We start from the raw sequence: 14331 nt of genomic DNA on the forward strand, positions 1-14331 counted from the left end.
GGCGTTGTTAGAATGATCATTACAAGCCGACGAGACGTTCTAAGACGGTACACGGCGGTTTGCGCTATCATTCTGATCGCGTCTTTTTTTTGTATGCTGATCATCGCCCCGGCGAGTGCAGCTACAACTGAAGAACCAATCCGTTCAACGATTGCCCAAACCGAGAAAATGATGACCGATATCGAGTCGAATAATCTGGAGCAGGCTTCCGTTGACTTCGCAGCAATCAAGAAATGGTGGACCGGCAATAAGAACACGGTCAAACAAAGCTCGCTGGACATGGCGCTGGAGATCGATCGCCAAATAGCAAGCCTCTCATTGGCCTTTCTGAATAAGGATTTACAAGCGATCAAGGATGAGACCGGAGCGTTGCAATTTTCTCTTCGGAATTATGCGGACGGAGCTTATATCGATAACGACGGGAAGCAAGGGATGACCTTAAGCGTCTACGTCATGAAGCTGCGCGAAGCCGAACAGCTGATGAAGCGGGAATCTTGGACCGAAGCGCAAAGCGCCGTTAAGCTGCTACAGCGCCAATGGTTGTCCGTCGAAGGGGATATCGTCAGTCAATCGCAAACCGTGTACAACCACGCCGAACGCGATCTTGTCTTAATGGATGCCTACTTAAATAGCGCGGACAAACAAGGAGAAGCGGCGGGTATCGCGGACCGCATGATCGTGTCCTTAACTCCGCTCATCGACGCTCAATATTCCTGGTGGGATGCTGCGCTTATTCCGATCCGGGAAGGCATTGAAGCGTTGCTCGTCATCGGTACATTGCTCATGTATGCGAAAAAGTCGAACTCCAAGCCTGCTAGAGCGTGGGTAATCGGAGGTTCAAGCGCAGGCGTCTTATTGTGCATCGGAGTCGGGTTCGTGGTCACGTTCTTATTGTCGTCGAGCGCATTCGGCCACAACAACTCGTTGATTAACGGCTGGACGGGAGTATTCGCAAGCGTACTGCTTCTCTACGTGAGTTACTGGCTGCATCGGAATTCCGATGTGAAGCGCTGGAATCAATTGTTGCAATCGAAGAGCACGCAAGCGTTGTCTAATGGGAAAATGATCTCTTTAGCGCTTCTCGCCTTCTTCGCTATCGTACGGGAAGGATTGGAGACCGTTATTTTCCTCATCGGGATGGTTGGCAAGATGTCCGGAGGCGAGCTTGCGGGAGGCATTGCCGCTGGTTTCGGCATTCTCGCCATCTGCGCGGTCGTGATGATCAAGCTTGGAACTCGCTTGCCTATCCGTCCGGTGTTTCTCGTATCCAGTATCATCGTCTTTTATTTATGCTTTAAGTTTATGGGGTCAGGCATTCATAGCCTGCAGATGGCGGGCATCATTCCTTCCACGGTTGAAGAGTACTTGCCTGAGCACGTTTCTTTCAGCCTTTATCCATCATGGTACAGCACGTTTCCGCAATTGTTGTTCGTAGTATTGGCCCTTGTCGTCATCGTGTATCAGAGAATAAGCAGAAAAATTTCAGGCAAAAGCAGAAAAGCATTAACGACCAAATCAATAAATGGGGGATTACAAAATGAGTAGACAAATGAAATTAGCGAGCGTTATACTTGCGGCAACATTGGTATTGGGCGCATGCGGTAAAGACGATAACAAGGAAGCTGCGGTCAGCGCTTCTCCAACTTCCGAAGCGCAACCATCTGGAGCGGCATCCGGCGAGCAAAGCGCCATTCAACAAGGAACGGCGAAGCTTCAGGAAGAAACGACTAAACTGCAGCAAGCGATCGAGAAGCAAGATGCCGATGAGGTGAAACGTCTAGGCAAATCGATCAACGATGCTTGGTTGGCTTATGAGAACTCCGTCCGTCAAACGTTCCCGCTTGAATATACGGAAGTTGAGAAATACGAGATGCCGATCTTCTCGGCTTCGGCTTACGACAAAGTGGATTTCGAAGCGTTGAAAGTAACGGCCGGCAAACTTCAAGAAGCGCTGACGAAATTGCTTAACGCTAAGGAAACGTCCGGCAGCACGTCGGAGCTTCTGACGAAAGCGGTAGCGAACTATAAGCTGTACGTTGAAGAACAAGCGAACAATCTGGTTAGCCAGACGAAAGTATTCGTTGATGCCGTGAAAGCCGGCGATGTGGAGAAAGCGAAGCTGGAATATTCCAAAGCGCGCGTATTCTTCGAGAACATCGAGCCGATCGCGGAAAGCTTCGGCGACTTGGATCCAAGAATCGATGCCCGTCTTGCGGACGTGGAAGACGAGAACACTTGGACAGGATTCCACCGGATCGAGAAAGCGCTATGGTTGGATAAATCGTTGGCGGGTATGGAGCAATATGCCGACCAATTGGTTAAAGATACCGAAGAGCTGCAACAAAAAGTGAAAACGATCGAATTAGAACCGAAAGCTATGGTTGCAGGCGCTATGGAATTGCTGAATGAAGCGGCGATCTCCAAAATTACCGGAGAAGAGGAAATTTACTCTCATACGGACTTGGTAGATTTTGCGGCTAACGTAGATGGCTCGAAGTCGGTATACTTAGCTATTATTCCTGCTCTGAACGAGAAAAATCCGGATTTGGCTAATCAATTAGACAAACAATTCCAAACGTTAGAAGAAACGCTTCGCGGTCATCATAAAGAGGGGCAATATGTGAGCTACGATCAGTTAACGACGGAACAAATTCGCACGCTTAGCGATCAAATTAGCCAACTCTCTAACTTGATGTCCCAAACAGCTAGCATCCTCTAAAACACAGAAGGGGTGAGAGCATGGACTCCAATAAGAAAAAAGACGGGATATCGAGACTGGATTTTCTGAAAATGTCGGCATCGGTGGGAGTCGGCTTAGCGATTGGCGCTTCCGGAATGGCCGCCATTGAGAAAGTCGTCGCTCCCGCCAGTAAGTCCGCCAATACGACGGGCAACGATTCCTCTGACGACCGCATCTCCATGTATGGCGAACACCAAGCGGGAATTATTACTCCGCAGCAAACTTACATGTATCTGGCTAGCTTTCGGCTCATGGTTAACGATCGATCCTCGCTGATCAAAGTATTGCGAGATTGGACGAGATTCAGCGACCTGAGTACGGCGGGCGGAACGATGCGGACGGGCGATAATCCGCTGCTGCCGCCATCCGATACAGGGGAGACGCTCGATTTGCCTGCATCGAAGCTAACGGTGACGTTCGGGTTCGGACCTTCATTCTTTAGCGTCGATGGTAACGACCGATTCGGCATTGCAAACAAAATTCCGCTTTACCTCAAGGACATTCCCCGTATGCCTAGCGATAAAATCGACCCTCTGTTGTCTGGCGGGGACGTATGTATCCAAGTGTGCGCGGAGGATCAGCAGGTCGCCTTCCATGCGCTTCGTAACTTTATCCGCTTATCCATGGGATCGGCGACGTTGAATTGGATGCAGGAAGGTTTCATTAGCGGAGGTTCGGGGGGGCAAACACCTCGTAATCTGTTCGGCTTTAAGGATGGTACGGCGAATAACCTACATCAGACAACCGATGGGTATAACGACGTCGTGTGGGCGGGCGATAATGAACCGGACTGGATGCGCGGCGGTACTTATATGGCTTATCGTAAAGTACGCATGTTTCTAGAAGTATGGGATCGATCGTCGCTGAGCGACCAAGAAGATACTTTCGGTCGTCATAAAGAGTCTGGAGCCGCTTACGGTAAGAAGGGCGAATTCGATACGCCGGATCCTTCGCAGATGCCGATTGCTTCCCATGTCAGATTAGCTAAGGAATCCAAGCAGCTTATCCATCGAAGAGGTTATTCTTACACGGCTGGCGTCGATCCGCGAACAGGCAATGTGGATGCAGGGCTATTATTCATAAGTTATCAGAGAAATCCGGAAGAGCAGCTGTTGCCGATGCTAAAAATGATGCAGAGCAAGGATGCGCTCAACGAGTATGTGTCCCACGTGGCCAGCGGAATGTTTGCTTGTCCGGGAGGCTTGCGCGAAGGCCAATATATTGGGCAGAACATTTTGGAATCCTAATCCGGGTCAAATAGAAGGTTGAACAGGTGGAACATGCGATCTGTTCAACCTTTTTTTTGTGCAACGATAGGAGGAGCGAGCGCCACAATGTGACATCCGTCACAGTCGCTCTTTCCGGGCGATGGTTTAATAAGAAGACATCTAGGTTATGGAGGAGAAGCATCATGCAAAAGAAATTCGGCATCGTCAAGAAGATGGTTATCGGTATTACGGTCGCTTCTACGGTCACTTACGGGACAAGCGCGATTTTCTTGCTCGTTCTGAAGGATGTATTCTCCTTTATACCGGGCTGGCTTTTTGTTTTATTAACGCTTGTATTCGGGGTATTCTGGACCGGTTTATTCGGATATTTCGCAGCGAAGTGGTTGCTGCGCCCTCTATTGTCGCTTACGCTTGCGGCGCAGGAGGCGGCCAAAGGGAATTTAAAGATCAAGGTCGTGACGAACCCGTCGAACGACGAGATGCAAGCGCTCGGAGAAGCGTTCGAGCAAATGTTGGATCAATTAAGAACGATTATAGTTGGAATCAAAGATAATTCTCGTCTTACGGATGCGCATGTGAAAGAGTTACAGGATGCGATCGGCCACGCGACGGGACAGATCGAGCAGATGACGAACGAATCGGAAGCGATAACTACGGGTACCCAGACGCAAGCGGAATCCGCTGAACGGCTGCACCACGACGCGGAGACGCTGTCGGCCGCGGCGGATCGAATGAGCGAGGAAGCGTCTAATGCCCGCGAACGGGCATGGCATATGAACAAAGCTGCCAAACAAAGCGAAGAAGTGTTTCAATCGCTCGTTGGAGGCATGCGCCAATTGTCCGAATTGAATCGGGAAGCGATGGAAGTGGTGGTAACGCTTAACGGCTACGCGAATGAGATTGGATCGATCTCCAGTGTCGTAGGGGACATAGCCGATCAAACGCATTTGCTAGCTCTGAACGCTTCCATTGAAGCTGCCAGAGCAGGGGAAGAAGGCAGAGGGTTCGAGGTTGTCGCGCAAGCGGTTAAGTCGCTTGCGGATGAAAGCGCCGTTTCCGTAAAAAATATACGTAAGCTCATCCTTCAGTTGCAGGGCGAAGTATCGAGAGCGGTCGGTCACATCCGTACGCAATACGAAGTGTCGGAACGGGAAGCGAAGATGGGCGAGGAGTTCGCAACCGCATTCCATGAGGTCAACGCGGAAGCGCAGCAGGTAGTCGGGATCGTGGAAGCGATGGCGGGCGAGTTGAATCAACAGGCGCAACAAGCGACCGATCAGTTGAACGAAGCGAGGCGAGTCGCCCAAGTGGCGGAGCAAATTCGCGCAGGGGCGCAGCAAGTGTTCTCGGCATCGCAGGAACAGACTGCGGTCATGCAGGAAATCTCGGCATCGACGGACTCCTTGCGTGCCAAGTCGACCGATTTGCGAAGCAAGGCGGACTTCTTCCGATCATAAAGCTATGGGGAGGTGAGGGAGGCTGATGGCGAAGCTTAACGAACAGATGCTGAACGTCAATAATTATAGTTCGAGCAAGTATCGCACGCCGGATGGCGCTCCAGCGGATATCGTCATTTTCACGATTGCCTCCATCGGGCGCAAGACAAAGAAGAAGTCTTTACCTCTAAGAGAGCTTCAAGTGATGCTTGTCCAGAGGAAGCAGTGGCCGTTCGCGGGCCAATGGGCTTTACCGGGCGGGTTCTCGCAGGAAACGGAAACGATTCAGGACTGTGCGAAGCGGGAGCTTCGGGAAGAGACCGGGGTAGATGGCATCCATATCGAGTATTTTAACGTATACAGCAAGCCGGGAAGAGATCCGAGAGGGTGGATGATTTCTCACGCTTTCTATGCGCTAGTGAACGAAGATGTTCTAACAGATCGTAAAGCCTCGGGCGATGCATCCGACGTTAGGCTGTTTTCGATAGAGGAGGCTCTGAAAATGGAGCTTGCCTTCGACCATAACGACATCATTAGAGACGCATTGGAGCAAATTCACACCAAAATGTTGACGACGACTATCGCTAAAGAATTTCTTCCGGAACAATTTACGATGAGCGAGCTATATCAAGTGATAGAGACGGTCGTGCCTGATTTCGAAGAGAAAAATTTTATCCGCAAAATTACTTCAACTCAGAGCCGAAAGGGTATACTGGAAGAGGTGAGGGACCCGTACGGACAGCTTAAAGGTTCCAATCGATATTCTCAACGAGCCGCGCAGTTATATCGGTTCACGAATTGCAAGCCTAAGCTGTCCATCTACAGCTAGGCTTGTTTTTTTTCATGTTGTCCCAATCATTCTATTGCTACGAGAGGATACATTCCCGATGAGCGCTGCGAACTTAACTCTTCATACGGACAAGTACCAGATCAACATGATTTACGCGCATTGGAAAAATGGATCGATGAACGACAGGGCCGTATTCGAGGCTTATTTCCGCAAGCTTCCGTTCGGCAACGGCTTCGCCGTATTCGCGGGATTGGAACGGATCGTCGAGTACATCCGGGCGCTTGCGTTTAAGGAAGAAGAAATTCGGTATTTGCGCATGCAGGAGGAGAATTACGAGGAAGGGTTTCTGGCGGAATTGGAAAACTTCAAATTCACGGGATCCTTGTACGCCATGCCGGAAGGGACACTCGTCTTTCCGAATGAACCGCTTATCCGGGTGGAAGCGCGAATCTTCGAAGCTCAACTGATCGAAACGGCGTTGCTGAACTTTATGAACTACCAGACGTTGGTCGCGACCAAAGCATCGAGAATTAAGCTGGTCGCTCCGAATGAGATATTGCTTGAGTTCGGGACAAGGCGGGCACAAGAGGCGGATGCGGCCGTATGGGGAGCAAGAGCCACCTATATCGCCGGGTTCCATGCCACTTCAAATATGCGCGCGGGCATGCTGTTCGGAATTCCCTCCTCGGGAACCCATGCGCATTCTTGGGTGCAAAGTCATGATAACGAGGAGGAGGCGTTCCGGAAGTACGCGGAAGCGTTGCCGGATAACGTAACGCTTCTGGTTGACACGTACGACACGTTGAAGAGTGGGGTTCCGAATGCGATCAAGATCGCACAGTTATTAGATCGCCAGGGCAAACGCCTGAATGGAATTAGATTAGATAGCGGGGATCTGGCTTATTTATCGAAACGGGCGAGGACGATGCTCGATGAGGCGGGATTCCCCGATGTGAAGATCGTCGCTTCTAACGATCTAGACGAGAATATTATCTCGGAGCTCAAAGCGCAAGGAGCTAAGATCGATATTTGGGGTGTCGGCACGCAATTGATTACGGCATTCGACCAACCGTCTTTAGGAGGAGTATATAAGCTAGTAGCCCGGGAGAAGGAAGGCGCGCTCATACCGGTGATCAAAATTTCCGGCAACCCGGAGAAAATATCGACCCCAGGCATCAAGGACGTTTATCGTTTGATCAATAAGCAGACGGGAATGGCGGAAGCGGATTATATGTGTATGCCCGAGGAAGACGATATCCGTATCGGGCGGCCGATTAAGCTGTTCGATCCTCTTCATCTGCATCGGAATAAGACTTTGGAGCATTACGAGGCAATACCGTTGTTGCAACCAATCTTCGTTAAGGGAAATCTGGCGTATCCATTGCCTGATCTGGAGGAAATGCGGAGTTATCATCGGAAGCAACTCGCCCTATTCTGGCCGGAGCATCTGAGGAAGTTGCATCCGGAAGAATATCGCATCAACTATAGCCGTGAGATCATGGATCTGAAGCAGGAGCTTCTCCACTACTATAAGATCAGGGAATAAGTGGGAAGTTGCTATTGCTTGGAGCGGAATGATAGACTATAACGATAGCCAGAGCGCATACTTACACCAAGTGAAAGCAGGATGACTTTCTTGAACAAAATTAAAGTGGTGACGGATTCAACCGTAGATTTGACCGATGAGATCATACAGGAATATGGCATAGAAGTCGTACCGTTATCGATATGCATTAATAATGAAACTTATCTTGACCGAGTAGATATTACGCCTACGGAATTTATAGCCAAGATGCAACAGTCCAAGGAGTTGCCCAAGAGCTCGCAACCGCCTGCTGGAGCTTTCTTGGAAGTATACGATCGGCTAGGCAACGATGGTAGCGAAATCCTCTCTATTCACATGACCGGCGAAATGAGCGGAACGGTCCGTTCGGCCGAGATGGCCGCCGACATGTCGGATTCGGCCGTAACCGTCGTAGATTCGCGCTATATTACGAAAGCGCTCGCCTTTCAAGTATTAGAAGCGGCAACGATGGCGAAGGTAGGCAAAAGCATGGCGGAAATCGTGGAACGGCTTAAACAAATCCGTGAACAAACGCGTTTATTCGTAGTCGTCGATACGCTCGATAATCTTGTTAAAGGCGGTCGGATCGGCAAAGGCAAAGCCTGGATCGGGTCTTTGTTGAAAATAAAAATTATCGCCTCGCTTGACGGTGGAGAATATACGCCAGTCGCTAAAGTACGGAGTAAAGCGCATGTCATTGATTACTTGGCGAAGGCGTTCGCAGAGGACGTCAAAGGAAAAGCGATCAAAGGAGTCGGACTCGTCCATGCCGCAGGCTTCGAGTTAGCTTCTAAGCTCAAAGAGGCGATTATCGGATTAACCGGATTCGACAATATCAGCATCGAGGACACGACGCCGATTATTAGCACGCACACAGGTGTCGGGGCTATCGGCTTTACCTATTACTTCGAATAGTAGTTGCTTCTATATTTATATCCAACAAATTCAAGTCAATCTTAACGGCCTAAGGCTGTCATAGATTGGCTTTTTTGTTTCATGGGAGGTAATTCCAATTAATTTGTCGAATAGTTGAGTCTAACCTTAACGAACAGGAGAGATTGCTGGTGATATTAATGAAACAACGCAAATGGATATTTATTGGGTTAGCTGTTCTCATCATGTTCGGCTTGGCGGCTCCGCCAAAAGCGGCAGAGGCGAAAGAGGCGACAGTTTCTTCAGCGTTATATATCGATGGGAAGCCGGCAGAGTACAAGAAGTTAAAGGTAGATAATCGGCTCGAGAATATGATCTCGATGAATACCGTGACGACAAAGCTGAACATGAAGCTGAAGTGGGTGACCAAGAACAAGGAATGGATTTTATCGAATGCCGATCATACGATCCGAATGAAATTGGATTCGAAGACGGCCACCGTGGATACCAAGCAACAGAAAATCACGACGCCCGCTATCATGAATAACGGCACGATATATCTTCCATTACGATTTATTGTCGTCTCAGGCGGAGGGGTGCTTCATAATCATTCGGGCATCCCCGTCTATTGGGCTCTTTCCGCGGATCAGGATGCTCTTACTTCTGCGATCATGAGGAACAAGGTGGATGAAGTAAAGACCAGGCTTAAGAATTGGAAAGACGCGACGATCCCGTTTGCCTTAGATGGAACGATGCCTTACATCTATGCTGTGAAGAGCGTAGAAATGGTAGAGTTGCTACTTGATAGAGGGTTTCCCGTCAATTATCAAGAAAACGAGTATGATAACATCCTTTTGCGCAAAGGAGCTTCAACGCTACTCTATCAAGCGGCGACTTACGGAGAGCTCGAAGTTGTGCGTTACTTGCTTGATCATGGCGCAGATCCAACTATTAAAAACTATGGCCGCTGGGATGCAGTTGAGTCCGCCATTTGGGGAAGAGACCAAGTCGGTAGCGAAATATACGAACTCTTGGGATATGATGCGACAGTTGAGGATTTTGACCAGATTATCAAACTGTTGCAAGAAAGAATGAAAAAAAAGGAGGATTAGATTTGCGAAAAATAAAACTAGCCGTATTGATGATTTTCTTATGCATCCTAATCGTGCCAACACTAAGCGCAAATGCGGCAGAGAAGGTTTCAGATCAAACGGTGAATATCGAGTCGGTGAAACCGACCGTTCTGCCTAAGCCGCCCTTCCAATACTACATGAGCAAGTACGCGGACGCGGGCCCGACTGCCAAGAAAACCGTGAAATTATCGTTGATTAAGAAATCGGTTAAGAATCTCCCGTTCGATCAGAGTTATGAGGATTCCGCGGAAGTTGCGGCGAAGGAATATACGGTTCCAAATTCATTTCGGTCGATAGTAGGGAATTTACCCGAAGGTACTCCAACCGAATACCGCGGGGAAATACTCGTTAGGGCAATCAAAGGGAAAAACAGCGTATTTCTCGTCTACGGACAAAATTTCGGGGAAAATCGCTATTTGGTCGCGATGGACAAGACGATGACTAAGACGTTGTACGCTTACGATTTTATCAATTACGCTTACTCACCCCAATACGTGAAGGCCGATTACGATTATATCTATCAACAAATCCAATGGGCTTATGAAGAAGACGGCATCCTCTACGTCTCGAACAGCCATAGAACTTATGCCAAGAGCTCGAAGGGAATGAACGGATATATTACGGCGATCCGTCTCTCCGACAATAAAACGTTATGGAGATCCGCTGCTCTTGTCGGCAATGCCCGGAGCTTCGAAGTCGTCGGGAATGTGATCCTGTCCGGCTACGGCTTTACGGCGGAGAAGGATTATCTCTATCAGATCGATAAGCGGACCGGTAAAACGCTGGACAAAGTCGCCTTGAAGGACGGTCCCGACTATATCGGCAAACAAGGCAATAACATTGTCGTATACGGCTATTCGGTCGTGACCCAATTTCAGATCAAGTAATTTACCCCAGATCGGCGACTTGGTCTCAATGAATAGTATCCGAAAGTTGTAGACTGGCGTATTTGTTGAGCAACTGCACGCGGTTCTTAATTTGCAGTTTGCGAAATACGTTCGATAGATGTCTTTTGACAGTCGCTTCGCTAACATATAGGAATTTAGCAATTTCGTTGTTCGATAGGCCTTTCATTAACAGCTCAATCACTTCCCGCTCGCGATTCGTCAGGGAGAACTCGCGCTCGTTATCGAGCTCTTCTTCCTTCACTAGTCCGAGAGAGGTGACCATTTTAATTAGAAATTCGTGAAGCTTGTTTCCACGGATGTCCATAATGAATATCGGAGCGGGCGTTCGTTCATCGTAATCAAAGTGGACGACGTCGGCAACCTCGGAGCCAAGGCTCTTAAAGATCGCAAACGATAAAGGATGTGGCGGCGGCGAAGCAACGACGAACCCTGAAGATAACATATGGGTAATAAAGGTTATGCCTGAGGATTGCAGCATTGTCGGATCGGCGAAATCGTAGGTGTCTAGCGTCTTAATGAAATATCCTGCTCTTGATGTTCGGGGAACCTTGAAGTCGTTGATTGCGGATTCGGGAAGCTGGCTGAAATAAGCCGAAGATAAAGGTTTGGATATCAAGTAATCCAGCGTATATTCATTGATCGGGATAATGACCGATAATCCGCAGATCGTTCCTTGGGCATTCCGGGTGAGCTTCACGAAATTCCGGTCCAGCTCGGTTAGTTCCTCCAGATCGATATGCTTCAACCCGAACAGGCTATCTTGGGCTGTCATGATGTATTCCGCCGGTTCGTTCGTCTCGGGATTCGGATGGATGATCCGTGATTCCTTAGCGGTTGCATGGCGTTGTAAAATGTAATGTTCCGCTTCGGCTCGATTCGATTGCGAGAGGGGCTCAACGCTGAATGTAATCGAGGGTTGGAAGAAGAACGACTGGATAAGCTTATCTCCTATGTAATAAAACCATTCGGCATTTTCCCAAGCGTCGGACTTGGTTCTCGCCGATTGTTTGATTTTGTTGTAATAATAAACGATGCAGCGTTTTCGCAAATGATCGAAGCACGTCGGATCGAGCACCTTCAAACTGTCGTTGATCGCGTTTCGCATTAGTTCATGAAGCTGCCAGCCGCGTTCCACCTGCCGGACGAAAGAATACCCGACAAGCCTCCCGAAATGTTCCGTCTTAATGTCCTTCCCGATTACGAAGGAAAGGGCTTCGTAATTAAAGTGGCGCAATACCGATGCGGCTTCGACAAGTTCGCGCATATGGGCGTTGGGTACTTCTTTTAACCATATATGAACGATAGGGGCGAAAATATCCTCCTCCGTAAATGACGTTTCCTGCAAACTATGGGCAAACGTCGTGGCTACGAGCATCGATAGGGTTAACGGATGGCCGCCTGTTCTTTTCCAAATCTGCTCGATGATTTCCGCTTGATAAATACCGGATCGTTCCAAGTACTGTTTCACGGAATCGTAATCGAGACCGCTAAGCGGCAGGGAACAAATCTGATGACTCCGCTCGGGAGAGAACCAAGCTTCTTGAAGCCGAGTTCGGCCGGAAATGACAACAAGTACATCGGGAGCAAGTCGGTCAATAAAATGCTCTCGCAACCAGGGCTCCATATCGCCTACCTCTTCGAAAGTATCCAATGCGAGAATAAGCTTGTTCAGTTCGGAAACTCGTTGAATTTCTTCCAAACAGAGGCGAACAAGCAGGTTAAGGTCGGCCATTCTTTCAATAGACTGGACAGGATAGCGGAGCAATCGCAGAAGATGCAGGCAAAATTCGGGAGGATTACGAGTGAAGATGGGGATATCAAGCAAAAGAAACTTGATGCGGGCATTAACGGAAAGCCGACGGAACTCATCTAGCAAATAGCTTTTGCCGATCCCGCCGTTGCCGTATATGTTTAATATTCTTCTTCGAGAGGGGGCGGCCGTCGTTTCCTCGAGGAATAGCCCGATTTCCTTAACACGGCCGACAAGAAGCCGTTGCTCCATTCGCCATCGCATCCTAACTTATTTCGAATAAGAGATCGTGACCGAAGTTTCGCCTTTCACTTCCGTGGATTTGGCAATCGTGAGGTAGAAGTTCCAAGAGGGTGTATTGCCCGTTAAGGAGACGCTATCGGCTACGGGTTCATCTACGTAGTCATACTCCAATTCGGCGAGTTTGTTGCGATAGAGCGACGCTGTTTCTACTAAACTGGTCGTTACTCGGAATGACAGTTGATAGAATCCATTGCCTTTGGTCACTCCGTCTCCCGTCCGAACGGCCGTAATCGCTTTAGCACCGTCTACAATCGGAATATCTTTCGGTAAATCCGCAGGTAGCTCCGAAGCTTGAGAGGTTGCGAGAGCGGATTGTGCCGGAGGCTTCGAGTTGTCGGAATCCAGCAAGCTTGCTAAGCTGCTGCAACCGATGAGAGGGACGATGCACAGTAAGGTGAAGAGGACGAGAACTCCTCGTTTAGTAACCGGGTTCATGGATTCACTCCTGTCTTTAATGGACTTTTATGATACAAATCGTATCAAAAAATCGAAGTTAAAGCAACGTTAGACCAACGGGTACCATAAAAAGTTAGTACTATTCGGTTAACGCTTCTCATCTTATGATTGCATTAACACCAAGCAAGATTAAAGCACTCATCCCTAGGAGGACTTAACATGGAAAACAACATTTCAAATCCGACAGTGCCTGCAAATAACCAACCGAGCCGTTTGAACAACTTTTACCGCCGCAGAAATACACCTACTTATACTTTTATGGCATGGGGAGCTTTTATTCTCGCGTTCGGGTTTGAGTTCGGGGGGATTTATTCCTTGAAACAGCCTCTTTCCGTAAGAGGATATTACGCCGCAGTCGCCATCTTGATTATCATTACATCTTTCGTGTTGCAGAAGGTCATTCGGGACAACGACGAGGATCAATTTCTTCGGGAACAAAACATGCATCATCGCAGACGGAATACTTCGGCCTTTACTTTTCTCTCTTGGGTTGGTTTCGTGCTTGCGGTCGGTTTCGAATTCATCGGGCTGACAACGCTGGAAGAACCCTTCTACGTCATCGGATATTACGCAATCGGAGCCGCCTTCCTTATCGTCACGAGCCTAGTCCTGCAGAAAACAATCCGCGATAACGAGGAAGACAAGCTCAACAATGCGCCTTACGAGAATTAAGCTAAACCTCGACAACGTCCGTGAAACATCCTTCCCGCGCTAACTGCGCGAGAAGGATGTTTGCGTTGTTAACTCAAAAGCTTGTGTAGTCCGGTGAAACCGAAATGGAGTGCGCCTAAGTAACTCACAGAACGTGGAGCGAGCCATAGTGCGAAAGAGTGCAACTTCCGAATCGTTTCTTGGTTACACCTTTCTACTATAACTATGGTTGCATTCATGGACTGCGAGGGCTATAATTCCAAGTGATTGATAGCTTGTCAGAATTGAATAGCCTTCTAAGCCTCAGGGTGCCTTCCCGCTAGCTAGCGGCAAGGTTAAAAGGGAAGCCGGCGCAATTCCGGCACGGTCCCGCCACTGTGAAATAGGATGGATCTCCGATGGACGTTCCTACGTTGAGATAACGAGAGATCCGCAATCTCCTATTAGTCAGATGACCTGCCCAAGGTGTAGCAGACGAAATCCTTCGCGGATAAGGAT

11 protein-coding genes, 2 pseudogenes and 1 riboswitch are annotated in these 14331 nt (G+C 48.8%); of the genes and pseudogenes, 11 read left to right on the top strand and 2 right to left on the bottom strand.

Annotation, left to right across the window (positions count from 1 at the left end):
• Window positions 1-12 precede the first annotated feature (12 nt).
• The 9 genes from L3D05_RS00340 (at window position 13) to L3D05_RS00380 (ending at window position 10652) form a co-directional block, all read left to right on the top strand.
• Window positions 13-1545, top strand: coding sequence for an FTR1 family iron permease (locus L3D05_RS00340; protein ID WP_239613573.1), 1533 nt, complete (start codon window positions 13-15; stop codon window positions 1543-1545).
• Window positions 1538-2719: an iron uptake system protein EfeO gene (gene efeO / locus L3D05_RS00345; protein ID WP_239613575.1), complete on the top strand. Its 1182-nt coding sequence runs from the start codon at window positions 1538-1540 to the stop codon at window positions 2717-2719. The genes L3D05_RS00340 and efeO overlap by 8 nt, the downstream gene beginning before the upstream one ends.
• 20 nt (window positions 2720-2739) lie before the next feature.
• Window positions 2740-3987 (top strand): iron uptake transporter deferrochelatase/peroxidase subunit, encoded by a 1248-nt coding sequence (gene efeB, locus L3D05_RS00350; RefSeq protein ID WP_239613577.1) that lies wholly within the window; start codon window positions 2740-2742, stop codon window positions 3985-3987.
• A 164-nt stretch (window positions 3988-4151) separates the two neighbouring features.
• Window positions 4152-5426 (top strand): methyl-accepting chemotaxis protein, encoded by a 1275-nt coding sequence (locus tag L3D05_RS00355; protein ID WP_239613578.1) that lies wholly within the window; start codon window positions 4152-4154, stop codon window positions 5424-5426.
• 25 nt (window positions 5427-5451) lie between these two features.
• Window positions 5452-6234 carry an NUDIX domain-containing protein gene (locus tag L3D05_RS00360; RefSeq protein WP_239613580.1) on the top strand — a complete coding sequence of 261 codons (783 nt, stop codon included), beginning with the start codon at window positions 5452-5454 and terminating at the stop codon, window positions 6232-6234.
• A 58-nt stretch (window positions 6235-6292) separates the two neighbouring features.
• Entirely contained in the window at window positions 6293-7741 is a 1449-nt protein-coding gene (locus tag L3D05_RS00365) for a nicotinate phosphoribosyltransferase (protein ID WP_239613582.1), read from the top strand.
• Between the two features lie 90 nt (window positions 7742-7831).
• Window positions 7832-8674: a DegV family protein gene (locus tag L3D05_RS00370; RefSeq protein ID WP_239613585.1), complete on the top strand. Its 843-nt coding sequence runs from the start codon at window positions 7832-7834 to the stop codon at window positions 8672-8674.
• A 158-nt stretch (window positions 8675-8832) separates the two neighbouring features.
• Window positions 8833-9744 (top strand): ankyrin repeat domain-containing protein, encoded by a 912-nt coding sequence (locus tag L3D05_RS00375; RefSeq protein ID WP_239614721.1) that lies wholly within the window; start codon window positions 8833-8835, stop codon window positions 9742-9744.
• Window positions 9745-9746: 2 nt separating this feature from the next.
• The gene (locus L3D05_RS00380) at window positions 9747-10652 is read left to right on the top strand and encodes a hypothetical protein (RefSeq protein WP_239613587.1); all 906 of its coding nucleotides are present in this window, start codon (window positions 9747-9749) and stop codon (window positions 10650-10652) included.
• 25 nt (window positions 10653-10677) lie between these two features.
• On the opposite strand, the gene L3D05_RS00385 is transcribed toward L3D05_RS00380, so the two are convergent.
• Window positions 10678-12675, bottom strand: a complete 1998-nt coding sequence (locus L3D05_RS00385; RefSeq protein ID WP_239613589.1) for a helix-turn-helix transcriptional regulator — start codon at window positions 12673-12675, stop codon at window positions 10678-10680.
• Window positions 12676-12693: 18 nt separating this feature from the next.
• On the bottom strand, window positions 12694-13161 hold the full coding sequence (locus L3D05_RS00390; protein ID WP_239613590.1) for a hypothetical protein: 468 nt from the start codon (window positions 13159-13161) through the stop codon (window positions 12694-12696).
• A gap of 279 nt (window positions 13162-13440) precedes the next feature.
• Here L3D05_RS00390 and L3D05_RS00395 point away from each other — a divergent pair.
• Window positions 13441-13602 (top strand): annotated as a pseudogene (locus L3D05_RS00395) (YiaA/YiaB family inner membrane protein); the annotation flags it as partial.
• Between the two features lie 63 nt (window positions 13603-13665).
• Window positions 13666-13854 (top strand): annotated as a pseudogene (locus tag L3D05_RS00400) (YiaA/YiaB family inner membrane protein); the annotation flags it as partial.
• Window positions 13855-14121: 267 nt separating this feature from the next.
• Window positions 14122-14311, top strand: a riboswitch (cobalamin riboswitch).
• Window positions 14312-14331 lie beyond the last annotated feature (20 nt).

It is taken from the genome of Cohnella mopanensis (assembly GCF_022352055.1).
Classification (GTDB): Bacteria; Bacillota; Bacilli; order Paenibacillales; family Paenibacillaceae; genus Cohnella; species Cohnella mopanensis.

Coding starts and splice junctions, on each gene's coding strand:
- L3D05_RS00360 (WP_239613580.1), top strand. CDS start 5,452: ATGGCGAAGCTTAACGAACAGATGCTGAACGTCAATAATTATAGTTCG.
- L3D05_RS00365 (WP_239613582.1), top strand. CDS start 6,293: ATGAGCGCTGCGAACTTAACTCTTCATACGGACAAGTACCAGATCAAC.
- efeB (WP_239613577.1), top strand. CDS start 2,740: ATGGACTCCAATAAGAAAAAAGACGGGATATCGAGACTGGATTTTCTG.
- L3D05_RS00355 (WP_239613578.1), top strand. CDS start 4,152: ATGCAAAAGAAATTCGGCATCGTCAAGAAGATGGTTATCGGTATTACG.
- L3D05_RS00385 (WP_239613589.1), bottom strand. CDS start 12,675: ATGGAGCAACGGCTTCTTGTCGGCCGTGTTAAGGAAATCGGGCTATTC.
- L3D05_RS00390 (WP_239613590.1), bottom strand. CDS start 13,161: ATGAACCCGGTTACTAAACGAGGAGTTCTCGTCCTCTTCACCTTACTG.
- efeO (WP_239613575.1), top strand. CDS start 1,538: ATGAGTAGACAAATGAAATTAGCGAGCGTTATACTTGCGGCAACATTG.
- L3D05_RS00375 (WP_239614721.1), top strand. CDS start 8,833: ATGAAACAACGCAAATGGATATTTATTGGGTTAGCTGTTCTCATCATG.
- L3D05_RS00340 (WP_239613573.1), top strand. CDS start 13: ATGATCATTACAAGCCGACGAGACGTTCTAAGACGGTACACGGCGGTT.